The following is a 25,469-nucleotide window of genomic DNA, read 5'->3' on the forward strand; positions in this document are numbered from 1 at the left end:
GGCTCATCACTCCTTTAAAACTGCATTGATGTAGATTTCCGGATTTACGAGTGTTTCAGCAGCTGCCGAGATAACCGGGTAAATGGCTTCTGTTCCGAGCCCGTAAATGACAGCGATGGCTGTCAGGATGGCTGGAGCAATCAGCAGCCACCTCACAGGGGCTCCATCTTCCCCATTGTAGGCCCTTGCTGTTCCCCAAAATCCCCGGATGAAGATTTTCATGATCGAGAACAGAACGAAAAGACTGGATAGGAGCACAACTCCTGCTCCCAGATAATCTTCATTGCTAAAGCCTGAACGGACAATCATCAGTTTCCCGACAAAGCCGCTGAGCGGTGGAATCCCAGCGAGCGCCAAAGCAGCAATGAAAAATGTCCAGGCAAGGCCGGGATACCGGTTCATCAAGCCGCTGATTTTATCTAGATCGCTTGTGCCCGTGATCCTGATGATGATTCCTACCAGAAGGAATAATGCTGCCTTGATGTTCATATCATGGAGCAGGTAAAAAATCGCTCCGGTAATCGATTCCTGTGTCAAGATGGAGATTCCGAATAAGATGACTCCAACCGCAACAATGATATTGTAGATGACGATTTTTTTCACGTCTGAATAAGCAATAGCGCCGATGACGCCCGCGATGATTGTCAGGATAGCGAGCCCTTGCATCAACGGCTGGATATAGCTGGCGTCGTGATAAAAGAACAGGGTGTAGGTGCGGGCGATCGAGTATACGCCAACTTTGGTCAGCAAAGCGCCGAACAGAGCCATGACTGGTGCCGGGGGTGCATAGTAAGATCCCGGAAGCCAGAAATAAAGCGGGAAAATGGCGCCCTTTAAGCCGAAAACAATCAAAAACAGCACGGCGATGACGGTAATGATGCCAGCGCTCCCGATTTCTCCGATCCTTTCAGAAATATGGGCCATGTTCAAGGTTCCGACGATTGAATAGAGATAGGCGACTGCGATGACAAACAACGCAGACGAGATGACATTCACCAGTATGTATTTTATGGATTCGCGAAGCTGGATCTTCGTTCCTCCCAGTACAAGCAAAACATAAGAAGACATCAGCATCACTTCAAAAAATACAAAGAGGTTGAAAATATCCCCGGTTGTGAATGCGCCGATGACGCCGACCAGCAGGAAGTTGACAACTGGATAATAGAAGAACTTCTCGCGCTCGACGCCAATCGAACGGAATGAATAAAAAATGCTCGCCCATGCGATGATGCTCGTTGTTAGGACGAGCAAGGCCGATAGCATATCGGAAACAAGTGTGATTCCGTATGGCGCGTCCCAATTGCCGATGTCCATCGTCTGGATGCCATCACGGTACACCTGGACGGCCAGCATGAAGGAGGCTATCACTGTCATTATGGAGCTTATGCCCGATATCCACCGCTGGGCGATGATGTTTTTCGCGAAAAAGATTAAGAGGATCCCAGTTAGCATCGGAATCAAAATCGGTAGAATGATTAAATTATTCATGTCCTTCCTTTCCTCTCAAGTGATCCATATTGTCTGTGCCGAGCTCCTGGTATGCGCGGTAAGCAAGGACCAGGAAAAAAGATGTAACCCCAAAGCTGATGACGATGGCAGTGAGGATAAGTGCCTGAGGCAGCGGATCGACATATGCTTTAGCATGCTCCCCGAGAAGCGGCGCGGCTCCTCTCTTGAGTCCTCCCATTGTCAAAATGAGCAGATGGGCTCCGTGGCTCAGAAGACCTGTCCCGACAATGATCCTGAGTAAGCTTTTTGAAAGCATGAGATAGGTTGCTGTCATAAACAATATACCAATAAGAAACGCCATTACGATTTCCATTATTCGCTCTCTCCAATCGTTTGAATAATGGTCATTGTCACACCAATGACGACTAGAAAAACGCCTGTGTCAAACAACACGGCTGTGTGCAAGGAAGTCTTGCCAAGGAGCGGCAGGTCGACATCCGTAAAAGCATGGGTAAGGAACGGCTTTTTAACGATCAGGGAACTTAATCCGGTTCCAACTGAAAACATCAGGCCGACTGCCACCATCCTGAGGTAATTGACAGGCAATATTTCTTTTACTGTTTTTATATCGAATGCAAGGAGCAATAGGACAATTGCTCCTGAAGTCATCAACCCTCCGATGAATCCACCGCCCGGATAGTAGTGGCCGGCGAAGAACAGATGGATGGAAAAGAGGATGATGATGAATAAGGTTAGCTTCGTTACAGTTTGGAGAATGATATCGTTCGTCTTCATCCTTGTTCCTTCCTCCTTGTCAGCCGAAGTTTTATCATCGCGAATATACCGAGCGCTGCAATGCCGAGAACGGTGATTTCAAACATCGTATCAAATCCCCGGAAGTCAACGAGGATGACATTCACCATATTCTCGCCTGCCGCTTTTTTATAGGTGTTTTCAATATAATACTGCGCGATTGAATCGAAAAGCTTGTTGCTGTGGGCGGAAATGGCGATCACGGTCACAATCGCACCTACGCCGATCGAAATCAAGGCATTCGTCAGCCTGAACCGGATCCGCTCTTCGTTTCTCCTAATCTGCGGCAGATGGTAGAAGGCCAGCAGGAAGAGGGAAACGGATACGGTTTCGATGACAAGCTGTGTCAGTGCCAAATCCGGAGCCCTGAAGATGACGAAGAACAAGGATACGGTGTAGCCGACTGAGCCAAGCAGGATTATCGATGTCAGGCGCGACTTTGCGAACAAGATGGTGATCGAACCCACCGCAATGATCACTACTAGGACTATTTCCACGAACCGGACATTCGCGACATTGCTTAAGTCAAATTTAAAGGCATTTTTATACACCATGGTCGTTCCAAGGATAAAAATGAAGAACGAAAAGATGTACACCAGGTATGTCCGGATGAATCCAGTCATATAAGACTTAGTGAACTTTGCCGAAGTAAGCTGGAGCAGTTCCAGCCCCCTATCGTAAAAATGGTTCAGAGCCAGCCGCTCCGGGAATAACCGATAGATTCCGCTCCATTTAGGCAGCGTCTTGAACAGCAGGATCCCCGCTGCGATGACGCCAAGCGTCATGAACAGTTCAGGTTGGAAGCCATGCCAATGGGAAATGTGGACATCAAAAGCTTCAATTTCGCCAAGCAAAGAAGGCAAAATGGACTGCATGGCTGGTGAAATCAATGTGTCGGACAGGACATTTGGGAAAATTCCGAAAATGATCACGAGCGATGCAAGGATCGCAGGGGAAATCAGCATCCCGATCGGTGCCTCGTGCGGCTTCTTTTCGAGCTTTTCAGGCTGATCTTTGCCAGTGAATGTCTTGAACACATAAATCATGCTGTAAAGGAATGTGAATACACTTGCCGTCCAGGCGATGACAGGGAAAAGGACTCCCCATGTCCCAAGGTTGAAAATATCCATCTCCGCAACTCTCAGCATTCCTGTAAAGAACATTTCCTTGCTCAGGAAGCCGTTGAATGGCGGAATACCGGCCATCGAGAATGTGCCAATGATCGCGAGCGTGAAAGAAATCGGCATGAAATTCATCAGGCCGCCCAGCTTGCGGATATCCCTTGTCCCCGTTTCATGGTCGATGATCCCGGTGACCATGAACAGGCTGCCCTTGAACGTTGCATGGTTGATCAAATGGAAGACCGCTGCAGTGACCGCAACGATGTAATATCCATCTTTGATTGTTCCGTAATGGAGCGCGGCAGCTCCTGCGCCTAACAGCGACATGATCATCCCAAGCTGGCTGACTGTAGAAAACGCCAGGATCGCTTTTAAATCGGTTTGTTTCACCGCAGAAAAAGAACCCCAGAACAAGGTAATCACACCGATGCCAGCAACAAGCCATACCCATATTCCGGAATGGGCGAAGACCGGTGTCATCCTGGCAACCAGGTAGATCCCCGCCTTGACCATCGTAGCCGAGTGAAGGTACGCGCTGACAGGAGTCGGCGCTTCCATGGCATCAGGCAGCCAGATGTGGAAAGGAAACTGTGCTGATTTCGTGAATGCCCCAAGAAGGAATAAAATGAAAGCACCGGTGAAAAGGGGATGGTTGATCACTTCATTTGACATCGCAATCGTTTCAGAGATGCTGAATGTGCCTGTGATGAGATAAAGAAGCAGGATGCCTCCCAATAAAGACAGACCGCCGAATACAGTGATCAGCATCGATTTTTGAGCTCCATACCGGGATCGTTCTTTATGGTTCCAGTATCCGATCAGCAGGAAGGATGAAAAGCTTGTCAACTCCCAGAAAGAATAGAGGACAATCAGGTTGTCCGATAAGACGACACCCAGCATCGCTCCCATGAACAGAAGCAAATAGACGTAGAAAGTGTTCAGTTTTTCTTTTTCCGGAGATAGATAATAAATGGAATACAACACAACCAATGCACCGATTCCGGTGATCAGCAACGCGAAAAGCAGGCCAAGGCCATCTACCTTAACAGTAAAATCGATGCCAAGGGAAGGAATCCACGACACCGTTTCCATGACTGCATTGCCGTCCCTGGTGGTTTTGATGAATTGCAGGAAATAGGCAAAAAGGATTGCGGGCAGCGGTAGCAGGAACCACCCAGTATGTATTTTACGAAAATTCTTATGTAAGAATGGAATTAATATCGCGAGTAAAATGGGTGATAATATGGCTAGATGAAGTAAAGACAAAAGATTATACCTCCTTATAATTCCAATTGATGTGGCCTTCCATTATAGATTTGCCAGCTATTGACATTTTATTTTGTGCAGATTAAGTTCAGTTCATCCTCTCCGGCTTCCAATGTTCAAATTATATCGTAAAAAAGAAGCGGATGCATGTTTCGAATCTTGTCGAATCCACAACTGTCTGGAAATGGATAAAATTTCGATATCTTTTGCATACTAACAGTGAAAGGGGAATCAGTATGGCCCGGAAGCTCATTGTATGCATTTCCATATTCCTTACTCTTTGGACGGTTTTTTTTATCCTGGATTATGGGGAAAGAGAAGGGATTGCAAAACAAGGAATAACAACAACTGAAGAATCAGGTGTGCTGCAAATTCAGGTGACCGAATTGGAAAGGGCCGGCACGAGGATTGCGTCCCCCTCTTTTGGCCCAAGGGAATACGTCAAGATCGTGCCAAGATAAAACTTCAACCTTATCATACGGGTAAGTGTATAAAAGGTTTCGTGAAATATTGAAAAGTTCCTTCGGGGACTTTTTCTTTTTGTTGCTTGAAGGGTGCTTTTCTTTCATAATATCTATTATCATCAATGATAGAATCGAGTGATCGCGCACATGAAGAACCCTTATTTAACAAGCTATTTTCCTCTTTTATCCATCATCTTGTTCAGCCTGTCCCTAGCTGTGAAGGCTGAGATGGAAATTGACAGGGTCCTTAAAACGACGGGGATTTATGAGGGGATGCTGGAGTTTTTTTCGGAAACAGGAATCAAGCTTTCATTCCTTGCCCTGCTCCTGGCCGTTTTTTTTATGGTATTCGCGGCCCTGAAATTGATCGCTGATACCATCAATGAAGTAACTTTATTATTTTTTTCGAAGGATACGGAAGGGGACAGCCTGAAGCAGATCCGCCAGGGTGCAATGATTTACTTTACTGGCGGGGTCGCCTCGCTTTTCAGCATATACAGCTTCGTCGGAATTAGCGCCATTTTTGCAGTGGCCACCTTGGTTTATTTCATTTATTTTATTTATAAAATCAGTCCTGCCCTTTCAATTGCTGGCTTGGCCGGTGCAGTCTTCTTCCAGGTGATTGTCTGGTGCACCCTTGTACTGGGGATTTTTTATCTGGCAGTAAAAGTCTATAACAGCCTTATGGCAAGCCTCCCGATTTAGGTTTGATCGAAAGCCGTGGGAACTTGCCTGTTTTTACGTTCGCACCAAATCGAAAAAACATAGCTTCAATAAAATGAGCCGGAAAACATATCCTGGCTGTCAATTCACTTTACGATTTCCCTCCAGATCAACAGGTGGGGAGACGTGGAATTGATTACTTCCATGCTCTGCGGAGTGTCCTTTCCGACCCATACTCCTGCAGTCAGGCTCCTGTTGAAACCGATGAACCAGAAATCCTTGTAGTCATTGGTTGTACCTGTTTTTCCTCCAGCACGATTTCCAGGCATCGCTGCCTTCGCTGTCCCGGATGAAACGGTCTTTTCCATCAGTTCCCGTACCTTTGAAGCTGTGACAGGGTTCCAAACCGTTACTGGCTTTTCATTCCATTTGTAAAGAAGATTTCCATCATTGTCGGTTACCTTTACGATTGCCCTCGGTTTGATAAGGGTGCCGTGGTTGCTGAAAACAGTATAGGCAGAAGTCATCTCAAGCGGGCTCATTCCGGTTGTGAGGCCGCCGACTGCAGATGCAAGGACATGGTCGTTTGCTGTGACTTCCTGAAAGCCGAAAGGGGACAGGTCCTTGAATGCTGTTTCGACTCCCACTTGGTGGAGCAGCCTTACAGCCGCTGTGTTATAAGAATGTATGAATGCGTTCTCGACCGTCACCGACCCATAGGCGGATCCACCATAATTCCCTGGGCAATAGCCTTTGATGCAAATGGGGCCAGCATTGATTTTTGATAGGATTCCGGCCTTTGACCTTTCGAAGTAGGGGGCATACACAAGCAGCGGCTTGATTGAGGAGCCGGGTTGGCGAAACGCCTGGAATGCGCGATTGAAGTCACCCTTGCGATAATTTTTCCCCCCTGCAAGGGCAACAATGCGGCCTGTTTCATGGTCGGCAACGACAGCAGCACCTTCTATGCCGCTATAAGGGAGGTAGGACGAGATTGCTTTCTTCGTCCGCTCCTGGACCTGGATATCCAGGCCGGTATGGATGGTGATCCCTGATTTCAGTAATTCCTCCACTCTTTTTCCGGCCTCCGCATCGGTCAATTTTTCGCGGGTTTGGACCAATTCCCTGAATTCCTTCATTACATAGTCGGAATAATCAGGATATCCTTCCGTCCGTTCCTTTACTCTTAGGATGATCGCTTCATCCTTTATCCCTTCCGCCTTCTTAGCTGGAAGCTTACCTTCCAGTGCTAGCTCGTCGACCAGACGTTCCTGCCGCTCTTTTGTCCGATCGTAATGCTTCAGCGGATTGTATAGATTCGGATTGTTCGGGATTGCAGCAAGGAAAGCCTGCTCCGCTTCCGTCAATTGGAGCGGCTTCTTCTGGAAATAGAAATCGGCGGCTGCTGCGATGCCATATGCATTATTTTGGAAGTAGATGGCATTCAAGTATTTTGCCAGCAGTTCTTCTTTTGTGTACGACCTCTCGAGTTGGTAGGCGTACAGAATCTCGCTCAACTTTCGGTTATAGGATCGGTCATGGTTCAAATACTGGTTCCGGGCGAGCTGCTGGGTGATCGTGCTTGCTCCCTGTTCAATGTCGTCTGAATGGATATTGATTGCCATGGCCCTTGCGATCGCTGTCAAATCGAACCCTGGATGCTGGTAAAAGTTCCGGTCTTCAGAAACTACGAATATTCGTTTGAGAAACTCAGGAATTTCGTCCGGAGATACTTCAGATCGGTTCATTGGCAGATGGATCTCCTCGACAATTTTGCCATCGCTGTCAGTGATGAGGCTTGTTTCGGAAAGATTAGTCTGATGAAGGTCAATTTTCCTGTCAAGGATATGGTGGAAGCTCTCAGCCCTGCCTGCCTCGTCATAAGCATGCGTGACAGTAAAGATGAAAACAGGGATAAGCAGCAATGTCAATAAGTAGCCTGTTATCTGTCTCATGATAATCCCTTTCTATAAAGGCTGTTCGATTGATTTCAATTTGAGCAATCCGAAAGAAGCAGGCGCCCAGCTAGCCTGAACGTTCTCACATGTCCGCTTTTCCAGGAGGGATGCAGACATTGGAAGCGAAATCAAACACCATGTGTAAAAAAATAATCTGATACCATCTTAAATCAATTGGTAATTTTTAAAAAGATGGAATCTGGAAGTCCATTCATAAAATGCCCGATATAAAATACAGAAAATTAGAAAAAATAATCAGGAAACATGCTATAATGGAAAAAATAATTGCCAGAAAAGCATATAATGGTTACATAGAACAATTGAGTTTTCAGAAAGTTGGGGAAGCATGGACGAAAAGGAAAGGATACTATTCATTGACTTTGAATTCACGATGCCTGGCCCCGGCAGCAGGAGGCGGGGATTCTATCAGGAAATCATCGAAGCGGGAGCAGTGCTCGTTGAATCCAGCCGAGTGATTGAGCAATTTTCATCATATGTCAGGCCGTTGAGGTTTCCGATACTGACTGAGCGATGCCGGTCATTTCTGAACATTACCCAGGAGCAGGTGAATTCTGGAATACCGTTCCAAGCGCTGGTTAACAAGCTTGAGTCCATGGGCGACGGGAGCTGCCAGATTGTCACGTGGGGCAATATGGACATGAAAGTCCTGCAGCAAAACTGCAAGGCCGCCAATGTCCCGTTTCCTTTTCCGTGCAGGCAAATCGACCTTTCGATGGAGTATAAACGCTTTTTTGGGGACCAGAACCAGACCGGGCTTTGGAAGGCTGTACAGGAATATGGCAGGGATGGGACAGGCAAGCATCATCGGGCACTTGACGACGCAATGACCACCTATCATATTTTCAGGCTCGTAGAAAAGGATAAACAGTATTTGAAAAGGCCGGAGCCGACAACCATCGGGGACAGGGTGGATTTTTCAAAGCTGTTGAATAAGTTCGCGTGAAAAAGCCAGATTGGAAAGAATCCATTCTGGCCTTTGACGTTTTCGGATGTCAATTTTTGAAATAGTCCTTTTCCAATGAATCAAGATTGCGCCGGCTTTGCCGCGCCCAAGGGGAACCATCGTTTTCTAACTCGGACCGGAATTTGTCTGCCGCCTCCTTGAGGGACTCAAGATAGCCAGGGATCTCCCCTTCATACAGCTTGACCATTTTTTCGGGAACATTGGCCTGTTCCCTATAGGAAAGGGCTTTCCTTTCGTGGAAAAAGCCAACCTCGGCATCTTTGGGATGATGGAGGTCCCCCTGCATTGGATGCTTGAGCACCGCTAGAACGCGTACCAGGTAATGCTGGGGTCTGCGCTCGGTTATTTCCCCGATATATTTTCCGGTTTTATAGATGGCGGTCACCTTATCGCCAATGTTCAATTCGGACATCGTCAATCTCCTTTCGCTGCAGCATTTACTTGATTATACCAAAAATACTTTTTAAATTGGTTCTAGGAGGGGAAACAAAAGGATGTTAAAGAAATTTTTAGCCGTTTTATTTGGAGCCATGCTCATCCTTGCTGGGTGTGGAAATGCCAATGATAAACAGGAAACAGAGAAACCAAAAGAGGAGAGAAAGGATAGCGGCGGACAAGCAGATCAGGCGGGACAGGAAGAATCGGTTTCCTACCCGCAGCTGGTAAAAGAGGTACAGGAGAACGAACGTCTTATAGAAATGGTGACAACAATGGGCAAGGTCAAAATAAAGCTCTTCCCGGCTCAGGCTCCAAAAGCAGTTGAAAATTTCATCAAGCACAGTGAGTCGGGTTATTATGAAGGAGTAACCTTTCACCGTGTCATTGATGGCTTCATGATTCAGGGGGGCGACCCAGAGGGAACAGGGCGAGGGGGTAAAAGTGCCTTCGGAGCTCCATTTGAGGATGAGATCTCGAGAGAGCTTTTCAATATCCGCGGCGCGCTGTCAATGGCGAATGCCGGCCCGAATACGAATGGCAGCCAGTTCTTCATCGTCCAGAATAAGAAACTTGATCCGAAACTGCCAAAGGCGATGGAAAAGGCCGGGTATCCGGAAAAAATCATCAAAGCTTACGAAAAGGGCGGCACGCCTCACCTTGATTCCAAGCATACAGTATTTGGACAGCTGATCGAAGGGATGGATGTCGTCGATCGAATTGCCGCAACTCCTGTTGACGGAGATGACAAGCCTGAAAAAGCTGTCGTCATCGAAAAAATCACTGTCCTGAAATAAGGTGGCTTTCAGTTGGACCAACCTCGATTCATTGCTATAATGTGTGGGAGGATATTTCCTAGAGAAAGGAAGTTGGCAATGGGACAGTGGTTTGTCATTTCATTATTTTTGTATTTTCCAGAGGATAAGTCTGAATATATACCAGCCGCGATTTCGTCTTTCATATTCCTTGTCGGGGCCATCCTGACAATGAGATTGATCTTAAAGGTTTCTAAAAAAGAAGCTGAAAAGGCAAAAGAGTATGAACAGGCCATCATGAAACATAATGACGAACACAAGGAGAACAGCTAAGATCTGCTGTTCTTTTTTTATGTGGCAGGGTCAAAGTACCATAAAAGTCAATGTCCTTTACAGTTTGTGTCATCAACATTATGGGAAGGAGGGACTTATTTTCATGCCTTGGTTGTGAAACAAAAACCATGAATGTTTTTGTGTAAGGCTTTGAATCTATTTTAAGAGAAACAAATAGTCCGAAAAGATGGATTGGAGCGGAGAATGTGAGACTCCGGTGGGATCAGCGGGAAAGTTGAGGCTCCACAGGCGCTTTTGGCCGAGGACGCTCGACTCACGCCTGCGGAAGGCGAGCAGCATGGACTGGAGCGGAAACCTACCATTTATTAAAAACAACAAAGTTTATGTATTTAAGTTTATAACAGCGAAAAAAGGGGTAAAAGAAGGGTTTTCTTTCTTGCAAAATGGGTTTATAATACAAATTGTATCTTAGTTTACATAGGAGCAGGGGTATAAATTGGAAGACTCAAAGATTAAGAGCATTGTCAGTCAAATTCTTATGAAATCCGGAAGCAGTGCAAGGATTGAGCTTGAAGCCCATTTTCCTGGAGACCGTTTCGCAGGAGGGAAATACCATTTCGGTACGCATACCATTACATTATATATCGAAGAAATCAAGGCCCAGTGCCTGCAGATTTTTTCATCGATGGATCATTTTGAGAAGTACCTGGCAATCGTCTTTGCCCACGAGCTTGGACACGCTGAAGACCGTGGCCTTGCAGGTCTGATTGATGAGATGGATGCCAGTGCAAGTGATCATGTGAGGAAACAGATCGCCCTGAAAATAGAGGAAAACGCATGGGATTATGCGAGAAAACTGCTGCCGAAAGATTTTCAGCCGCTGATGGAGACAATTATTTCTCATTCCCTTAAACCATATCATGAAGCGCTTAACGTTGGCGCATAACATGCATTGAAGGTGCCCGGCCGCCATCGGTTCATTCGATGGAAGCCAGGCACCTTTTCTTTTAGCTGAATGCCTTTTTCAGTCTTTCCAGGCCATCATCAAGGGTCCCGCGCGGGCATGCGAGGTTCATCCTGACGAAGCCTTCTCCGCCCTTTCCATATTTCTTGCCTGGTTCAAGGCCGATTTTCCCTTTGTATAGCAGCTTTTCCCTTATTTCCTCATCTGATAGGCCCAGCTCCCTGCAGTCGATCCAAAGCAGATATGTTGCATCCGGCCTCATCGGTTTCAGCATAGGGAGATGTTCACCGATATAATCAATGGCGATCCTCATATTTTCTTCAAGATAGGCAAGGAGTTGTCCAAGCCATTCTTCGCCATTGCGATAGGCCGCTTCCATTCCGGCGATCGCGAAGGTATTCAAGGTGAAGAAGCCCTGCTGCTGCTGGATTCTTTTGAATTTCGCCTTCATTTCCTTATTCGGGATCACAGCCGCTGATGCCTGCAGTCCTGCAAGGTTGAATGTCTTGCTAGGTGCTACGAACGTGGCAGTGATATCCTTGAACGCTTCTTTGATCATCGAAATCGGTGTATGGACGTTAGGCTGGAACACGAGGTCAGAATGGATTTCATCCGAGACGATGAGGCAGCCATGTTTGACGCACAAATCGCCCATCTTTTCAAGCTCATCCTTTGTCCATACCCTTCCGCCGGGATTGTGCGGACTGCAGAGAATGAACAGTTTCACGCCATCGAGAAGCTTCGCTTCGAAATCATCGAAGTCAAGCTCAAAACGGTTATTCTTATAGACGAGGCTAGAGGTGACCAGTGTCCGGCCATTGTTTTTCACCATATCAAAAAAAGGTGTGTACACAGGAGAGTGGACAAGGACCTTGTCGCCCTTTTCCGTGAAGGCCCGAATCGCGGTACTGAGCGATGGGACAACTCCTTCGCTGAATACAATCGAAGATTCGTCGACATCCCAGCCGTGCCGCCTTCCCAGCCAGTCTTGAAGCGCCTCTGTAACGGAACGGGGGACAAACGTATACCCGAAGATCCCATGATCTATTTTGCTCTTTAGCGCCTCAGCGACTGCTTCAGGAGGATGGAAATCCATGTCCGCTACCCACATCGGCAGGATGTCCTTCGTCCCGAATACCTTTTCCGTCGCGTCCCATTTCACCGAAGCTGTTCCCCCACGTTCTATCACTTTGTCAAAATCGTTCCTTTCCATATGTACGCACCGCCTTCTTTAGAAATTTCACTATTGCTCCCTATATGATAAAATATTTCTAAAAAAATATCAGGTGATTGATTTGGAATCGAAAGAATTTACCTATAAACTGATCGCTGTCCTCAATGAATGGGATCCGTTCAAAGCAGGTGAAGGGGGATTCGATCCGGAAATAGCGGATATCCTCCAGGCAGTCCATGATGAAAATGATGCCAAGCAGGTCGCCCGCCGGATCCAAACAGTATTTGAATTTTCATTTGAGCAGCTGCTGCCTTTTGGGGAATGCCTGGTAATCGCAGAAATCCTGTTGGCAATCAAAAATGAGGATACTTGTTCCCTATGAAAGGAACTTGAAATGTCGAAACGTCAGCCAGTCAGCGGCTGACGTTCGCTGTTGTGTTCAACAGTTCACCGGATCCAATGAATCTTTTGATCAGCCTGTGGACATCCTCTGGCTTTTCCTCGGGAACGAGGTGACCAGTTTCCTTCAGAATCACGAGTTCTGAATTCTCGAGATCCTTTTTCAGCTTCTTCCCTACGCTCAAAGGAACGACCTTATCATGTTCTCCCCAGATCAACAGGCAAGGCGCCATGATCCTGTGAAGCTCCTCTGCAGATAGATCCCCTTCCCGGTGCCTGATCATCATCGTCAGGGCCTTGAAGATCCCATCCTCCAAAAAAGGCGATAGATAACCAAGAAGCATTTCATCATTAATTTTCGAATGGTCATACACAACATTCTGCAGGTTTTGTTTCACCCCGGACTTTGCCAGGTGGAACTTCACGTATATATGGAAATACGGAATGTAGCTCGAGAGGATGAGGGGCAGCTTTGCTTTCTTCAGGTAGCCAGAGCTGCAGAGCAGGATGCCATTCCCGGCATTCCTTGGATGGTGCAGCAGGATATTCAAGGCAATTTGACCGCCCATCGAGTGGCCGACAACATCAAATCGGGGAATTCCGAGCGATGTCATCAATTCAACGACTGTCGCGGCCAGATTGCGGTACGAGTAGGTAAAGCTTGGAAGCTTTCCGCTCTTTCCGAAAGGGGGCAAGTCAACAGAAATGACATTGTAATCCTCTTTCAGCAGCGGAATCAAATGCCGGAAGCTGAAAGTGGAGGATAGGAATCCGTGAAGCAGGACGACCGTCCTGGCCGATGAAGGATGGATATAATGTTCATAGTACAGATCGATTCCATTGATGGTTTTATTCCTGGCAAACGTTACATCTTCCATTACTGTTGTTCACTCCCGACATGGTTATGGATTAAACAGGGTTTGTGGTCTATTTTCCCCAACAAAGAAAAGATAACACACAAATCATGAGGGAGATGGGAGAAAAAGTGCAGAAAAAAAAGGACACCTCCTTCAAGGTGTCCAACAAAAAAGGGGGGGAATACTAGAAAGCTTCATAGCACCAGCTTAACCGGTTTCCGATCAAAGTATACGTATTTTTATCAGGAAAATAATTATTTTTTCGTTGAAAATGAAAACCTTGGGTGGTAATTCGAACTCCAAGCTTCCAAAACAAATGGCAAAACGACATTATTCTAAAAAAAAAAAGAGCTATTCCTGATAAATCATCTGGCCGATATCAGGCCTTTTTATATTTGATTTCATAAAGAACATCCATGACGCGCAAAAAATCTTCATCACTGATGCCTTTGGCCTTCCTTAAAATCAGTTTAGCTTTTTTTGTCCCCATTTCCTTTACCAGCTGTTCGATTTCATGGTCGATCCCTGAATGGTTGGTTTGGTAGATCCGTTCCATCAGCTCAGATGCCGGGACATCAAGGACAGTGGAAATCTTTAGAACCGTTTCCATTTCAGGTGTCTGTTCACCGCTCTCATACCGTTCGATTTTGTGGGTACCGACCCGGATCTTCAGAGCTAGCTCCTCCTGTGATATTCCCGCCCGTTCCCGGCAGTTCCTTATATTCTCGCCAAGCGCAGTCATTGAGCTTCACCTCCGGAAAATATCTCTCATTTAAATTTTAGCACAGTGATTTTCCGGACAATGGCAGGTTTGTGAACATTCCGTTAAAGTTTAAGGATACCTATTGACTGCAGGAAAACAAGGGCAATACCGACCGGGACAATATACTTGATCGATATATACCAGATGCTGAACAGCAACGGGCTTCCTTGTGAACCTGTTTCCAGCTCTAACTTGACCGTCTTGCGCGGCATGATGTAACCGGCAAAGATCGAAATGAGGAATGCCCCAAGCGGGAGGCCGATATTGCTGGTCAGGTAATCGGCAAAATCGAAAAACGTTTTCCCGAAGAGTTTGATGTCTGATAGGACGCCAAAGGATAATGCATTGGGAATGCCAGCTGCAAAGACCAGCAGGCCTGCCGCCCAGGAGAATTTCTTCCTCTTGGCGCTGTCATCCTTCGCAAGGACTGCCACAATGATTTCGAGGATGGAAAACGCTGATGTCAGTGTAGCGAATAGCAGCAATATCAGGAAAATGGTTAAAAATAATCCGCCGAATGCAAGCTGCTCAAAGACGGCAGGCAGGACAACGAATACAAGGCCAGGCCCTGCTTCTGGTTCAAAGCCAAGCGCAAAGACAGCCGGGAATATGACCAATCCGGCGAGCAGGGAGATAAGGATGTTCAACCCTACGACGGAAAACGCGGATTTTGTCAGGCTTTCGCCTTTTGGCAAATAGGATGCGTATGTCACCATGACAGACAGACCGACACTAAGGGCGAAGAACGATTGGCCCAGTGCGAGGAGGACTGTTTCGCTGCTGACTGCTGACCAATCAGGCATGAGCAGGAATCTGACACCATCCATCGATCCTTCCAGTGTAAGGGAACGAATAACAAGAATGATAAATAAAATGAACAGGGCAGGCATCATGTATCTGCTCGCTTTTTCGATCCCCTTCTGGACGCCTCCCTGGACGACCCAAATCGTCATCAGGATAAAGATGAATTGCGCGGCCACCGCCTCAAAGGGATTGGCGATGATCTTTTCAAAAACAGCACCATATCCGGCCTGTGTCAGTCCCGAGAGCGAACCGGTAAGGCTTCTGGCCAGATAGGAAAGGATCCAACCCCCCACGACACTGTAAAAGCTCAGGATAAGAAAAGACATTATGACACCGAGATAGCCGAGAAGTGGCCATGCGGTGCCTGGGGCAAGGTGCTTATAGGACATGACCGCATTCTTTTGTGAATTCCGTCCGATGATGAATTCAGCCAATAAAATTGGCGCGCCGATAAAAACGGTCATCAGCAGGAAAAAGATAAAGAATACACCTCCGCCATTCGTGCCCGCCATATACGGGAATTTCCAGATTGCCCCTAAGCCGATGGCCGATCCCGCAGCAGCAAGGATGAAGCCAAGCTTCGATGTCCATTGTTCATGCTTCCTCATTAGACAATCTCCTTTTAAACGTGTTTACTGAAATTTACATTTTACTGATTAAACTGAAAATTCATTTCTTCATGTTACTATGTTTTTCACAAAAAGCATAGTATTTTTAGTTGTTGGCAAGTATTTCATGTTTTCACTAAATTTTTGATACAAATACAAAAACAGACCGTTTTACAAGTAAAATGGAGCAATCTGGCTGGGGAGAAGGAAATGACGGAAGAGGAATTTTTTTCACGGCAAGAAACGGGAGTATTCCAGGCGTTTCCTGAGCTTGTTGACTTATATGCGCAAGTTTTCAGGCGTTTTGCATTCCAGCCTGACAAACAGCTTTGAAAACGAAAGTTTTGACTGGAGGCATGTCACCTGACTTATTTATCCGAAGGATGGAAAGTGGAATGATGCCATCTTTAGGAAAATGCGAATTCCTTTTGATTAAGCACACCAAATATGATATAATTTTTTATTGCGTATTAATAGGATTAAATAAATTATATTTAGGAGTGTTTTGATGTCAGAGAAATTTGAAGTAGGCAGTGTTTTTACAGGAAAGGTTACGGGCATCCAGCCATATGGCGCTTTCGTAGCTTTGGATGAAAATACACAGGGCCTCGTCCACATCTCGGAAATTACCCATGGGTTCGTAAAGGATATCAATGAGCACCTTGCTGTCGGAGACGAAGTGAAGGTGAAGGTTTTATCAGTCGATGAGGCAGCTGGAAAAATCGGCTTGTCCATCCGTGCGACAGAAGAAGCGCCTGAACAGACTCAGCGTCCAAAAAGGCCTCGGAGCAAGCGTCCGGCTGCTGTCATTCAAAACCAGGAGTCCACGCAAGGCTTCAATACTCTGAAGGATAAGCTTCAAGAGTGGATCGACCAGTCCGATATGGCGAAAAAGTAAGAAAAGCCGGAGAAATCCGGTTTTTCTTTTTTTATGGGGTTTAAATGAGTTGAGCAAACAGGTTACAATATGATTGACTAACCACTTTTCATTGGAACGGAGGAAAAAACGATGACAATGCAAACAACCTCTCTGATTGAACAGACAGAAAAGTACGGTGCCAACAATTATCACCCCCTGCCAATTGTGATCTCGAAAGCAGAAGGCGTTTGGGTAGAGGACCCAGAAGGAACCAAATATATGGACATGCTGAGTGCCTACTCTGCTGTCAACCAGGGTCATCGCCATCCTAAAATCATCCAGGCGCTGAAGGATCAAGCCGATCGGGTGACCCTTACATCAAGAGCCTTCCATAATGATCAGCTTGGCCCATGGTACGAAAAAATCTGCAGGCTGACAAACAAGGAAATGGCTTTGCCGATGAACACAGGAGCTGAAGCGGTTGAAACCGCAATCAAGGCTGCACGCCGCTGGGCTTATGATGTAAAGGGTGTAGCAGATAATCAGGCAGAAATCATTGCATGCATTGGAAATTTCCATGGCCGTACAATGGCAGCGGTTTCACTTTCGTCTGAAGCTGAATACAAACGCGGGTTCGGACCGTTGCTCCCTGGTATCAAACTGATTCCATATGGAGACCTGGATGCGTTGAAAGAAGCTATCACTCCAAACACTGCCGCCTTCCTGATCGAGCCAATCCAGGGGGAAGCAGGCATCCTGATTCCGCCTGAAGGGTTCATGAAAGCTGCTTACGATGTATGTAAAGAGAATAATGTCCTGTTTATCGCTGATGAAATCCAGGCGGGCCTTGCACGGTCAGGGAAGATGTTCGCTTGTGATTGGGAAGGCATCGAACCGGATATGTACATACTTGGAAAAGCGCTTGGAGGAGGAGTATTCCCGATCTCCTGCGTTGTCGCTGATCGCGATGTTCTTGGCGTGTTCAATCCTGGTTCTCATGGATCGACTTTTGGAGGCAACCCAATGGCCTGCGCTGTTTCAATCGCTTCCATTGATGTGCTGATCGATGAAAAGCTGGCAGACCGTTCGCTTGAATTGGGAGAGTATTTCATTGCAAAGCTTAAGGAAATCCAAAACCCGAAAATAAAGGAGATCCGCGGCAGGGGACTGTTCATTGGTGTGGAGCTCAGCGAACCGGCACGGAAATATTGTGAAGAATTAAAAGAGGAAGGGCTGCTGTGCAAGGAAACGCATGAAACAGTCATCCGATTCGCTCCACCGCTCGTCATTACACGTGAAGAGCTCGACTGGGCAATCGAACGAATCGAAAAAGTATTATCTTAAAGTCGCAAAAAACCCGCCGGGAATCCATGTTCCGGCGGGTTTCTTTTGGTTAATCAGCGAGTTGTGCGCGGTTCTGCTGCACTTTCGGCTTCTTCGCTTGGAGCAAAAAGAAGTCCGAGGTTGATCAATCCAGCAATTCCTACCAGGCCGTATACAATTCTTGCAAGCGCAGAATCCTGGCCGCCAAAAATTGCAGCTACAAGGTCAAATTGGAAGAATCCGACTAAGCCCCAGTTGATGGCACCAATAATCGTAAGAACCAATGCAATACGTTGAATTGTGCTCATGGATATTTCCTCCTTAAAAAATGGATTCATACTATATAGTGGCTCCGCAACGAAAAATTATACGTTTTCGCTGTACTTTTTACATACCTTTCTTGAAATTTTTGTAACAATTTACAGCACATTAACAGGAATTTGAAGGGTTAAACTTTTGCAAAAGCTATTCAAAAAGAACATAATTAGCGTTAGGGAAGGTGATATTAATGGACAATTTTACTTTTTGGAATCCAACCAAGCTCATTTTTGGGAAAGGTCAAATAGAGGAACTGAAGAAGGAAGTCCCTCAATACGGAAAAAAAGTGCTTCTTGTTTATGGCGGCGGAAGCATCAAACGGAACGGTCTATATGACTCGGTCATGGACAATTTAAAAGCAGCCGGCGTTGAGGTTTTCGAACTTTCTGGTGTGGAACCAAACCCGCGGATTTCAACAGTCCGCAAGGGAGTGGATATCTGCAAACAAGAAGGCGTTGATTTCCTGCTTGCAGTAGGAGGCGGCAGTGTCATCGACTGCACTAAAGCGATCGCGGCGGGGGCAAAGTATGATGGAGATGCCTGGGATCTTGTGACAAAGAAAGCGATGGCAACAGACGCACTTCCATTCGGGACTGTATTGACATTGGCAGCGACAGGTTCCGAAATGAACGCTGGTTCTGTTATCACAAACTGGGAAACAAATGAAAAATACGGCTGGGGAAGCCCTGTGACCTTCCCGCGGTTCTCAATCCTTGATCCGGTCAATACCTTCACGGTTCCAAAGGATCAAACGATTTACGGCATCGTTGATATGATGTCTCACGTATTCGAACATTATTTCCATCAAACTGAAAACACGGAATTCCAGGACCGCATGTGTGAATCCTTGCTGCTTACGGTAATGGAAACAGCTCCAAAGCTTCTTGAAGACCTTGAGAATTACGAACATCGGGCTACAATCCTTTATACCGGCACAATGGCTCTAAACGGGATGCTGTCAATGGGCTACCGCGGCGACTGGGCAACACATAACATCGAGCATGCAGTCTCCGCTGTTTATGATATCCCTCATGGAGGGGGGCTGGCCATTCTTTTCCCTAACTGGATGAAACACAACTTGAAGGTGAACCCCGAACGCTTCAAAAAGATGGCTGTCAGGGTATTCGGCGTCAACCCGGTAGGAAAAACGGCCGAAGAAACGGGTCTCGAGGGCATCGGAAAGCTACGTGAATTCTGGAACAGCATCGGTGCCCCTTCACGCCTGGCTGATTATGGAATCGATGACAGCAAAATCGAATTGATGGCTGACAAGGCGATGGCGAATGGCGAATTCGGCAATTTCAATAAGTTAAAACGTGAAGATGTACTTAAAATCTATCGTATGTCTCTATAGCATCGGAATGAAAGGACCCAGGTTACCCTGGGTCCTTTCCTGTTTTTACGGATGAAGCTATCTGGGAATTAATTTAGGAAGTAACGGAAAAAATATCATGTCTTGGGCTTTGAAAAAAATTCACAATTGGGCGCGCTTACATCCGGGTGTGTTCCTTGATTCTTGGGATGGCTTTCGTTAAAGTGATAGAGAATACAATTAATTGGAGGATCAGACATGACACATGTTCGTTTTGATTACTCGAAGGCGCTAAGCTTTTTTGGTGAACACGAAGTTACATACTTAAGGGATTTTGTTAAAGTGGCCCATCATTCATTGCATGAAAAGACTGGTGCAGGCGGAGACTTTTTAGGCTGGATCGACCTGCCAGTCGAATATGATAAAGAAGAATTTGCGCGCATCCAGAAGTCTGCTGAAAAAATCAAGAGCGATTCAGAAGTTTTGCTTGTCGTAGGGATCGGCGGTTCATACCTGGGAGCAAGGGCCGCGCTCGAATTTTTGCAGCACAGCTTTTACAACGTCCTGCCAACAGGAAAAAGGAAGACTCCGCAAATCATTTTCATCGGCAATAATATCAGTTCAACTTACATGAAAGATGTAATCGATCTGATTGAAGGCAAGGATTTTTCCATCAATGTCATTTCCAAGTCAGGCACCACAACGGAGCCTGCCATTGCCTTCCGTATTTTCCGAAAGTTGCTTGAAGAAAAGTATGGTGTTGAAGAAGCCCGCAAGCGCATTTATGCAACAACGGATAAAGCGCGCGGAGCCCTGAAGACACTTGCTGACGAAGAAGGCTACGAGTCATTCATCATTCCTGATGACGTAGGCGGACGTTACTCGGTATTGACAGCTGTCGGACTGCTGCCGATTGCTGTCAGCGGTTCCGACATCGAAGCGATGATGAAAGGCGCTGCACAGGCGCGTGAGGATTTCAGCAATTCCGAGCTGGAAGAGAATGCGGCTTATCAGTATGCGGCTGTCCGCAATGTCCTTTATAACAAAGGAAAGACAATCGAGATGCTGATAAATTATGAGCCTTCCCTGCAGTACTTTTCTGAATGGTGGAAGCAATTGTTTGGCGAAAGTGAAGGCAAGGATCAGAAAGGAATCTATCCTTCGTCCGCAAACTTCTCGACAGACCTGCACTCTCTTGGCCAATATGTCCAGGAAGGCCGCCGCGACTTATTCGAAACGATTATCAGGGTGGATAAGCCGCGCCATCAATTGATAATAGAGGAAGCAGAAAATGACCTCGATGGTCTGAACTACTTAGCTGGCAAAACAGTCGATTTCGTCAACAACAAAGCATTTGAAGGAACGATGCTTGCCCATACGGACGGAGGGGTTCCTAACCTCGTCGTAGAGATTCCTGAACTTGATGAATATACATTTGGCTACCTTGTGTATTTCTTTGAGAAAGCTTGCGCGATGAGCGGCTACCTCCTTGGGGTCAACCCATTTGACCAGCCTGGTGTGGAGGCATACAAAGTCAACATGTTTGCACTCCTAGGCAAACCAGGCTTCGAGGAGAAAAAAGCAGAACTTGAAAAACGTTTGTAATAAACGGACAGGAGTACCCGATGCTGGGCACTCCTGTTTTGCCTTTCCAGGAGGTAATTCAATTCATAGTCATGAAATCCCGTTTTTTGCTCAAACTAATTTTAAAATGCAAAGGAAAGGGGATAGAACAATGATTGAGATCCCATCTGAACTGGAAGGCAAACACTTTGAGCTTTATAAACTTGAACAGCTTCTTAAGCCGCTGGGCTATGCGATTGGAGGAAATTGGGACTATGACCACGGAGCCTTTGATTACAAAATCGATGATGAGACAGGCTATCAATTTCTGCGGCTCCCATTTGAAGCGATTGACGGACAGCTTGACTCCAACGGCTGCACGGTAAAATTGCAGCGCCCTTTCCTGCTATCGCATAAATACCAGCGCGGACTGGATGACCATGCCTTCATCGGCAATGCGGGGGCTTCTTTCAATCAATTTTCCGAGCCGGTCGATAAGGATGCGAGCTTTCCAGAGAAATACATCGAAGTTGGGAAGGCCTTGGTCCAGGAAGCTGAAGCTGCGATTTTGAACCCTTAATTCGTAATCGAGAGCAAAAAATCATCTTCTTCGATCGTTATATGATCTGCAGGGTTGACGGCGATGTCGTCCCCTTTTTTTATGCCTAGTAAAATGATATTCTGCTTTAGCAGCAGTGTACTCGCCTCATGAAAGCTTTTCCCGATTGTTTCATTCCCTGCCGGAATATAGGACAAGTGCTTTCCATTCAATTCGCCAAGGAAGTCCAGAAGCGAATTGACATGGCCTTCTGTGAAGAGGCTGTTTAAAATGACAGCGCTTGTCAGCGTGTTTGTCTGAATCAGCTCATCCGCTCCAGCCCTTCGTGCATTGTTCGCCTGTTCGTTAGTCTGGATTTCAGCTATGCAATAAATGTCCGGGTTCAAGCCTTTGATGGCCAGCAAGGTAAGGACTGTATGCATGTCTGCGTGCATTTCATCAAGTTTTTGATCGGAAGTGATGATCACTCTTCTTGCATCGTGGATTTTGGCTTTGACTAGTGTCTCATCCTTGTCAGCCCTGCCGCGGATAAAATAGACATGGTTATCTGAAAGCGGGTTTGATTCCAATGAAGCATCAATCAAAATGATTGGCTGTTTCGTTTCACAGATTGTCCGGATGATTTCACGTGATCTTTCATTCCAGCCAATGATGATAATATGCCCTTTTCCGTTATAGCGTACTTTCCCTTCAAGGAGCTGGTTCTGCTTTGTGACGGTCGCAGCAGAAAGGGAGATAAAATAAGATGTTAAAAATCCTGTGCCAACAAACAAAAGGATCATGCCGGTGATTTTTCCGGGAACCGTCATCGGGACTGAATCTCCATAGCCAGTAGTGGAGGCAGTGATGATCGCCCACCAGACTCCATCGAATACAGTCTTGAAGTTTTCAGGCTCAATAAAGTGGATGATCGATCCGAAAAAAAAGATGATCAATATAGCGATCATCAGGATTCTTGCAAGCATCGGAAGCCTGATAAAACGGATGTATAGGTCTTTGGTCAAAGTAAGTCCCTCCCAATGGCTCTTTTTCTATGTAACAAATATATTTCCTTTTCCCGGAATCATCGGATGGGAAACGGAGCAATAAAAATTTTGCTTGTCCTTATTTTTGGCGGATACAGGAAGTTTTAGCCCGAAATTCAAGTATTTTTTCCTCATCCAGTATATACGCCGTCCCGGACAATCCTCACACTGCAATATCCTTTTATAAAAGGAGGGATCATGATGTTCAATTCTGCTGCAGGGCTTTTCCTGGCATGCATTCTTGCAGGATTTGCCTTGCTTCATCTGCCGTCGTTGACCGGGCTTCTGGCAATGCCTCTTCTCAAAATCATCGGTATTCTCGTTATCCTTATCTTTTCTTTCACTCTTATCTATATGGGAGCAAGAGTCCTGTTCAAGGGGAGCTGGAGTTAATTCCACGAAAAGAAACCTGCCGGCAGGCAGGTTTCTTTGTCAATAACAGATCATTTGTCCGCGGAAAATAAAATTTGAGCTGAGCCGGCTATAGGAACTAGCCTGTCCGCCCCAGAAGGTTAAATACAATGCTTCCATTCAATCTGTTCCGAGCGATCATCGGTACGCTCCTTCTCTTTTTTACATATGCATCAAAGGACTAATCACCGGTATGCGGCCATACAATGAACAAGAGACAAAACATGGCCCGCATGGGAGAAAAATCATGGCAGGAGTTGAAGGGACGTGGAGGGATTCATCATTGCTATTTTGGACTGGCTATCCAACCTTGGTTATATTGGTATTGCGCTCGGCTTGATGCTCGAGGTGATCCCAAGCGAAGTTGTCCTTGGCTACGGTGGATACCTGACATCCATCGGAAACATCAGCTTCTTTGGAGCGGTTATTGCTGGTACAATCGGCGGCACAATCGCCCAGCTCTTTTTATACTGGCTTGGCTATTATGGGGGAAGGCCGGTACTTGAAAAGTATGGGAAATATTTGCTGATCAGCAGCCATCATATTGATCTTTCAGAGGAGTGGTTCGCCAAATACGGATCGGGAGTGATTTTTTCAGCAAGATTCATCCCGGTGGTGAGGCATGCTATTTCCATACCTGCAGGAATGGCAAGGATGCCCTTCCTTAAATTCACGGCCTATACGATGGCAGCTGTCCTTCCATGGACAATGTTCTTTTTGTATCTAGGCTTCATACTAGGCGATAATTGGACAGGAATCAAGGACGCTGCAAGGCCATTCATCATTCCTGTCAGTATCCTTGCACTTGGTGCAGGGACCATTTATTTCTTATACGGGAAATACCATCAGCGCTGAGTCCTGGATTGCATTCCGGGACTCTTTATTGATTGGGAAACTCAATTAGGATTGGATGATACTAGAATTTTTAAAAGTTTCTAACAATGTGATAATATTAAGGAAAATGCTTAAAAAGAGGTGTTGAGATGAGCGGGGTTGGATATAGTTTCGGAGAAATCCTGGAATCGTTGAGGATTTATAAAGGATTAAGCTTGGCTGAATTGGCAGAAGGCATTTGTTCCCGGCAAGATATGATTCAATTTGAAAAAGAAGAAAAATATCCAACTATCGATCAACTTTATAAAATCGCAATGAAGCTTGAGGCCGGGCTGGATCATTTCTTTGATTTTGACTCAACAGGTACTTTCAATCACGCAATTGCGGTAATGGAATTGATCAAAAAATACAAAAGGGAACGTGACTACCAGGCAATCCATGAAATCATCCAGAAGGAAAAGGGAAACCCGCTTTTCAAACATACATCCTTAAAGCAATTCCTTACCTGGCATGAAGGAATTTGTACATATTATCTTGACGGAGACAGAGACCGTTCAGTGCGTTTGCTCAATGAAGCGCTGGATATGACAAACTCGGAGAGGAAAGAGCTGGATGAACGGGAAATCGAAATATTGACCAGTTTGGCCATAATCGAAAAAGACTCCGGAAACCTTGAGGCTTCTGTAGGGATATTTAAAAGGGCACTTAATGATTTGACGGTCTTGGCTCAAGTCCAGGATTCAAAAATCTGGCTCCGGATTCTTTACGGTTTAGCTCAAGCATTGTCGAACCTGGAAGAATATGAGGAGTCATTGATTTATTGCAGCAAGGGGATCGATAACTGTATTTATGAAGAAAATATGTATCTATTTGGTGAACTTCATTACCAAACAGGCATGAATTATATAAAATTGGGTAAATTGATGGCAGGAAAAGAATTTCTGGAAAGAGCGGTAAATATTTTCAATCTCCAACAAAATGAGAAGTTTGCTCGTTTAGTGGCAATCGAAATGGAAAAGTTATTGAAGCATTGTTAATTTTCCGTGTAAACGGACGTATCTCCAAGGAGGTTTGAAATATCATGAAAACAACTATTTATATGGCAGTGCTGGCAGCTTTCCTTCTCAACTTTGGCAGCTTTGGTTTTAACCATGTCGATGTTGCCGACCTGCCATCGCAGCATACCCAAAGCAGCATATACCTGGCTGACCTTCCGTCACAGCATGCGAGAACTTGAAGAATATCCTTACAGAAAAGCCTGGCCACAATGTGGCCAGGCTTTTTACATGTGATATTTCTGATCAACAAAGTTTTTTTGACAATGGCCAGCTGCCAGGGTTCCGCTTCAAGGTTCCTGCCTTCACAATGGAAGTGCAATCAGCGGAAAGGGCTTTCGGATGTGAGTGGCATATCAGCTTGGCGCAGGATTTTGGCACTGATGGTGATTGTCTGGTACTATTATTGGATAAGGTAGAGAAAAACGGAGGGTAGGA

29 protein-coding genes are annotated in these 25,469 nt (G+C 46.0%); 17 read left to right on the forward strand and 12 right to left on the reverse strand.

Annotation, left to right across the window (positions count from 1 at the left end):
- Positions 1–6: 6 nt before the first annotated feature.
- The 4 genes from JJQ88_RS09905 to JJQ88_RS09920 are packed head-to-tail and all read right to left on the reverse strand — an operon-like array spanning position 7 to position 4,649.
- The gene (locus tag JJQ88_RS09905; protein ID WP_210365727.1) at positions 7–1,488 is read right to left on the reverse strand and encodes a Na+/H+ antiporter subunit D; all 1,482 of its coding nucleotides are present in this window, start codon (positions 1,486–1,488) and stop codon (positions 7–9) included.
- On the reverse strand, positions 1,481–1,822 hold the full coding sequence (locus JJQ88_RS09910; RefSeq protein ID WP_210365728.1) for a Na(+)/H(+) antiporter subunit C: 342 nt from the start codon (positions 1,820–1,822) through the stop codon (positions 1,481–1,483). Before JJQ88_RS09910 ends, JJQ88_RS09905 begins: the two co-directional genes overlap by 8 nt.
- Positions 1,822–2,244, reverse strand: coding sequence for a Na(+)/H(+) antiporter subunit B (locus tag JJQ88_RS09915; protein WP_210365729.1), 423 nt, complete (start codon positions 2,242–2,244; stop codon positions 1,822–1,824). The genes JJQ88_RS09910 and JJQ88_RS09915 overlap by 1 nt, the downstream gene beginning before the upstream one ends.
- Positions 2,241–4,649 (reverse strand): Na+/H+ antiporter subunit A, encoded by a 2,409-nt coding sequence (locus tag JJQ88_RS09920; RefSeq protein ID WP_210365730.1) that lies wholly within the window; start codon positions 4,647–4,649, stop codon positions 2,241–2,243. Before JJQ88_RS09920 ends, JJQ88_RS09915 begins: the two co-directional genes overlap by 4 nt.
- Before the next feature lie 236 nt (positions 4,650–4,885).
- Here JJQ88_RS09920 and JJQ88_RS09925 point away from each other — a divergent pair, with 236 nt between their 5' ends.
- Entirely contained in the window at positions 4,886–5,110 is a 225-nt protein-coding gene (locus JJQ88_RS09925; protein WP_210365731.1) for a hypothetical protein, read from the forward strand.
- A 150-nt stretch (positions 5,111–5,260) separates the two neighbouring features.
- Positions 5,261–5,818 (forward strand): DUF5366 family protein, encoded by a 558-nt coding sequence (locus JJQ88_RS09930; protein WP_210365732.1) that lies wholly within the window; start codon positions 5,261–5,263, stop codon positions 5,816–5,818.
- A 104-nt stretch (positions 5,819–5,922) separates the two neighbouring features.
- Here JJQ88_RS09930 and JJQ88_RS09935 read toward each other — a convergent pair whose 3' ends face one another.
- Positions 5,923–7,731, reverse strand: a complete 1,809-nt coding sequence (locus tag JJQ88_RS09935; RefSeq protein WP_210365733.1) for a transglycosylase domain-containing protein — start codon at positions 7,729–7,731, stop codon at positions 5,923–5,925.
- Between the two features lie 349 nt (positions 7,732–8,080).
- Between JJQ88_RS09935 and kapD the strand changes: the two genes are divergently transcribed.
- A complete protein-coding gene (kapD, locus tag JJQ88_RS09940; RefSeq protein ID WP_210365734.1) occupies positions 8,081–8,698 on the forward strand; it encodes a 3'-5' exonuclease KapD in 618 nt (205 codons plus the stop codon).
- 49 nt (positions 8,699–8,747) lie between these two features.
- On the opposite strand, the gene kapB is transcribed toward kapD, so the two are convergent.
- A complete protein-coding gene (gene kapB / locus JJQ88_RS09945; RefSeq protein ID WP_210365735.1) occupies positions 8,748–9,131 on the reverse strand; it encodes a kinase-associated lipoprotein KapB in 384 nt (127 codons plus the stop codon).
- Between the two features lie 82 nt (positions 9,132–9,213).
- Between kapB and JJQ88_RS09950 the strand changes: the two genes are divergently transcribed.
- The 3 genes from JJQ88_RS09950 to JJQ88_RS09960 all read left to right on the forward strand — a co-directional run bounded on the left by JJQ88_RS09950 (position 9,214) and on the right by JJQ88_RS09960 (position 11,149).
- Positions 9,214–9,951, forward strand: coding sequence for a peptidylprolyl isomerase (locus tag JJQ88_RS09950; RefSeq protein ID WP_210365736.1), 738 nt, complete (start codon positions 9,214–9,216; stop codon positions 9,949–9,951).
- Between the two features lie 78 nt (positions 9,952–10,029).
- A complete protein-coding gene (locus tag JJQ88_RS09955; RefSeq protein ID WP_210365737.1) occupies positions 10,030–10,242 on the forward strand; it encodes a hypothetical protein in 213 nt (70 codons plus the stop codon).
- A gap of 457 nt (positions 10,243–10,699) precedes the next feature.
- Entirely contained in the window at positions 10,700–11,149 is a 450-nt protein-coding gene (locus JJQ88_RS09960) for a hypothetical protein (protein WP_246861045.1), read from the forward strand.
- Positions 11,150–11,210: 61 nt separating this feature from the next.
- Here the strand turns inward: JJQ88_RS09960 and JJQ88_RS09965 are convergent, their stop codons facing one another.
- Complete coding sequence (locus JJQ88_RS09965) at positions 11,211–12,380, reverse strand: MalY/PatB family protein (RefSeq protein ID WP_210365738.1); 1,170 nt, start codon at positions 12,378–12,380, stop codon at positions 11,211–11,213.
- Between the two features lie 82 nt (positions 12,381–12,462).
- Between JJQ88_RS09965 and JJQ88_RS09970 the strand changes: the two genes are divergently transcribed.
- Positions 12,463–12,723 (forward strand): DUF1871 family protein, encoded by a 261-nt coding sequence (locus JJQ88_RS09970; RefSeq protein WP_210365739.1) that lies wholly within the window; start codon positions 12,463–12,465, stop codon positions 12,721–12,723.
- Positions 12,724–12,754: 31 nt separating this feature from the next.
- Here the strand turns inward: JJQ88_RS09970 and JJQ88_RS09975 are convergent, their stop codons facing one another.
- From JJQ88_RS09975 to JJQ88_RS09985, 3 genes are all read right to left on the reverse strand, one after another.
- Positions 12,755–13,618 (reverse strand): alpha/beta fold hydrolase, encoded by an 864-nt coding sequence (locus JJQ88_RS09975; RefSeq protein ID WP_210365740.1) that lies wholly within the window; start codon positions 13,616–13,618, stop codon positions 12,755–12,757.
- Between the two features lie 358 nt (positions 13,619–13,976).
- On the reverse strand, positions 13,977–14,339 hold the full coding sequence (locus tag JJQ88_RS09980; protein WP_210365741.1) for a helix-turn-helix domain-containing protein: 363 nt from the start codon (positions 14,337–14,339) through the stop codon (positions 13,977–13,979).
- Positions 14,340–14,422: 83 nt separating this feature from the next.
- A complete protein-coding gene (locus tag JJQ88_RS09985; RefSeq protein ID WP_210365742.1) occupies positions 14,423–15,772 on the reverse strand; it encodes a sodium-dependent transporter in 1,350 nt (449 codons plus the stop codon).
- Between the two features lie 508 nt (positions 15,773–16,280).
- On the opposite strand from JJQ88_RS09985, the gene yugI reads away from it, so the two are divergent.
- Together yugI and JJQ88_RS09995 are read left to right on the forward strand one after the other, a co-directional pair.
- Complete coding sequence (yugI, locus tag JJQ88_RS09990; RefSeq protein WP_210365743.1) at positions 16,281–16,670, forward strand: S1 domain-containing post-transcriptional regulator GSP13; 390 nt, start codon at positions 16,281–16,283, stop codon at positions 16,668–16,670.
- Positions 16,671–16,781: 111 nt separating this feature from the next.
- Positions 16,782–17,975, forward strand: a complete 1,194-nt coding sequence (locus JJQ88_RS09995; RefSeq protein WP_210365744.1) for an ornithine--oxo-acid transaminase — start codon at positions 16,782–16,784, stop codon at positions 17,973–17,975.
- Between the two features lie 53 nt (positions 17,976–18,028).
- Here JJQ88_RS09995 and JJQ88_RS10000 read toward each other — a convergent pair whose 3' ends face one another.
- A complete protein-coding gene (locus JJQ88_RS10000; protein WP_210365745.1) occupies positions 18,029–18,262 on the reverse strand; it encodes a DUF378 domain-containing protein in 234 nt (77 codons plus the stop codon).
- A gap of 200 nt (positions 18,263–18,462) precedes the next feature.
- Between JJQ88_RS10000 and JJQ88_RS10005 the strand changes: the two genes are divergently transcribed.
- From JJQ88_RS10005 to JJQ88_RS10015, 3 genes are all read left to right on the forward strand, one after another.
- On the forward strand, positions 18,463–19,626 hold the full coding sequence (locus tag JJQ88_RS10005) for an iron-containing alcohol dehydrogenase (RefSeq protein ID WP_210365746.1): 1,164 nt from the start codon (positions 18,463–18,465) through the stop codon (positions 19,624–19,626).
- 216 nt (positions 19,627–19,842) lie between these two features.
- Positions 19,843–21,189 carry a glucose-6-phosphate isomerase gene (locus JJQ88_RS10010; RefSeq protein WP_210365747.1) on the forward strand — a complete coding sequence of 449 codons (1,347 nt, stop codon included), beginning with the start codon at positions 19,843–19,845 and terminating at the stop codon, positions 21,187–21,189.
- Positions 21,190–21,319: 130 nt separating this feature from the next.
- Positions 21,320–21,727: a YugN-like family protein gene (locus JJQ88_RS10015; RefSeq protein ID WP_210365748.1), complete on the forward strand. Its 408-nt coding sequence runs from the start codon at positions 21,320–21,322 to the stop codon at positions 21,725–21,727.
- Here JJQ88_RS10015 and JJQ88_RS10020 read toward each other — a convergent pair.
- Positions 21,724–22,710 carry a potassium channel family protein gene (locus JJQ88_RS10020; protein WP_246861046.1) on the reverse strand — a complete coding sequence of 329 codons (987 nt, stop codon included), beginning with the start codon at positions 22,708–22,710 and terminating at the stop codon, positions 21,724–21,726. The genes JJQ88_RS10015 and JJQ88_RS10020 overlap by 4 nt on opposite strands.
- Before the next feature lie 222 nt (positions 22,711–22,932).
- On the opposite strand from JJQ88_RS10020, the gene JJQ88_RS10025 reads away from it, so the two are divergent.
- The 5 genes from JJQ88_RS10025 to JJQ88_RS10045 all read left to right on the forward strand — a co-directional run bounded on the left by JJQ88_RS10025 (position 22,933) and on the right by JJQ88_RS10045 (position 25,467).
- The gene (locus JJQ88_RS10025) at positions 22,933–23,124 is read left to right on the forward strand and encodes a hypothetical protein (protein WP_210365749.1); all 192 of its coding nucleotides are present in this window, start codon (positions 22,933–22,935) and stop codon (positions 23,122–23,124) included.
- Between the two features lie 285 nt (positions 23,125–23,409).
- On the forward strand, positions 23,410–23,997 hold the full coding sequence (uptA, locus tag JJQ88_RS10030; RefSeq protein WP_210365750.1) for an undecaprenyl phosphate transporter UptA: 588 nt from the start codon (positions 23,410–23,412) through the stop codon (positions 23,995–23,997).
- Positions 23,998–24,125: 128 nt separating this feature from the next.
- Positions 24,126–25,013, forward strand: coding sequence for a helix-turn-helix domain-containing protein (locus JJQ88_RS10035; RefSeq protein WP_210365751.1), 888 nt, complete (start codon positions 24,126–24,128; stop codon positions 25,011–25,013).
- A 44-nt stretch (positions 25,014–25,057) separates the two neighbouring features.
- Complete coding sequence (locus JJQ88_RS10040) at positions 25,058–25,213, forward strand: hypothetical protein (protein WP_210365752.1); 156 nt, start codon at positions 25,058–25,060, stop codon at positions 25,211–25,213.
- Positions 25,210–25,467 carry a hypothetical protein gene (locus tag JJQ88_RS10045; protein ID WP_210365753.1) on the forward strand — a complete coding sequence of 86 codons (258 nt, stop codon included), beginning with the start codon at positions 25,210–25,212 and terminating at the stop codon, positions 25,465–25,467. Before JJQ88_RS10040 ends, JJQ88_RS10045 begins: the two co-directional genes overlap by 4 nt.
- Positions 25,468–25,469 lie beyond the last annotated feature (2 nt).

It is taken from the genome of Bacillus sp. REN3, from assembly GCF_017912555.1.
GTDB lineage: Bacteria > Bacillota > Bacilli > Bacillales > Cytobacillaceae > Mesobacillus.

Excerpts from the sequence above, each read along its gene's own strand:
- kapB (WP_210365735.1), bottom strand. The coding sequence starts at position 9,131 with ATGTCCGAATTGAACATTGGCGATAAGGTGACCGCCATCTATAAAACC.
- JJQ88_RS10010 (WP_210365747.1), top strand. The coding sequence starts at position 19,843 with ATGACACATGTTCGTTTTGATTACTCGAAGGCGCTAAGCTTTTTTGGT.
- JJQ88_RS09935 (WP_210365733.1), bottom strand. The coding sequence starts at position 7,731 with ATGAGACAGATAACAGGCTACTTATTGACATTGCTGCTTATCCCTGTT.
- JJQ88_RS09930 (WP_210365732.1), top strand. The coding sequence starts at position 5,261 with ATGAAGAACCCTTATTTAACAAGCTATTTTCCTCTTTTATCCATCATC.
- JJQ88_RS09955 (WP_210365737.1), top strand. The coding sequence starts at position 10,030 with ATGGGACAGTGGTTTGTCATTTCATTATTTTTGTATTTTCCAGAGGAT.
- kapD (WP_210365734.1), top strand. The coding sequence starts at position 8,081 with ATGGACGAAAAGGAAAGGATACTATTCATTGACTTTGAATTCACGATG.
- JJQ88_RS09925 (WP_210365731.1), top strand. The coding sequence starts at position 4,886 with ATGGCCCGGAAGCTCATTGTATGCATTTCCATATTCCTTACTCTTTGG.
- JJQ88_RS10025 (WP_210365749.1), top strand. The coding sequence starts at position 22,933 with ATGTTCAATTCTGCTGCAGGGCTTTTCCTGGCATGCATTCTTGCAGGA.
- yugI (WP_210365743.1), top strand. The coding sequence starts at position 16,281 with ATGTCAGAGAAATTTGAAGTAGGCAGTGTTTTTACAGGAAAGGTTACG.
- JJQ88_RS10040 (WP_210365752.1), top strand. The coding sequence starts at position 25,058 with ATGAAAACAACTATTTATATGGCAGTGCTGGCAGCTTTCCTTCTCAAC.
- JJQ88_RS09905 (WP_210365727.1), bottom strand. The coding sequence starts at position 1,488 with ATGAATAATTTAATCATTCTACCGATTTTGATTCCGATGCTAACTGGG.
- JJQ88_RS09995 (WP_210365744.1), top strand. The coding sequence starts at position 16,782 with ATGACAATGCAAACAACCTCTCTGATTGAACAGACAGAAAAGTACGGT.
- JJQ88_RS09980 (WP_210365741.1), bottom strand. The coding sequence starts at position 14,339 with ATGACTGCGCTTGGCGAGAATATAAGGAACTGCCGGGAACGGGCGGGA.
- JJQ88_RS10005 (WP_210365746.1), top strand. The coding sequence starts at position 18,463 with ATGGACAATTTTACTTTTTGGAATCCAACCAAGCTCATTTTTGGGAAA.
- JJQ88_RS09965 (WP_210365738.1), bottom strand. The coding sequence starts at position 12,380 with ATGGAAAGGAACGATTTTGACAAAGTGATAGAACGTGGGGGAACAGCT.
- JJQ88_RS09915 (WP_210365729.1), bottom strand. The coding sequence starts at position 2,244 with ATGAAGACGAACGATATCATTCTCCAAACTGTAACGAAGCTAACCTTA.
- JJQ88_RS09985 (WP_210365742.1), bottom strand. The coding sequence starts at position 15,772 with ATGAGGAAGCATGAACAATGGACATCGAAGCTTGGCTTCATCCTTGCT.
- JJQ88_RS09950 (WP_210365736.1), top strand. The coding sequence starts at position 9,214 with ATGTTAAAGAAATTTTTAGCCGTTTTATTTGGAGCCATGCTCATCCTT.
- JJQ88_RS10035 (WP_210365751.1), top strand. The coding sequence starts at position 24,126 with ATGAGCGGGGTTGGATATAGTTTCGGAGAAATCCTGGAATCGTTGAGG.
- JJQ88_RS09975 (WP_210365740.1), bottom strand. The coding sequence starts at position 13,618 with ATGGAAGATGTAACGTTTGCCAGGAATAAAACCATCAATGGAATCGAT.
- JJQ88_RS10015 (WP_210365748.1), top strand. The coding sequence starts at position 21,320 with ATGATTGAGATCCCATCTGAACTGGAAGGCAAACACTTTGAGCTTTAT.
- JJQ88_RS09910 (WP_210365728.1), bottom strand. The coding sequence starts at position 1,822 with ATGGAAATCGTAATGGCGTTTCTTATTGGTATATTGTTTATGACAGCA.
- JJQ88_RS10000 (WP_210365745.1), bottom strand. The coding sequence starts at position 18,262 with ATGAGCACAATTCAACGTATTGCATTGGTTCTTACGATTATTGGTGCC.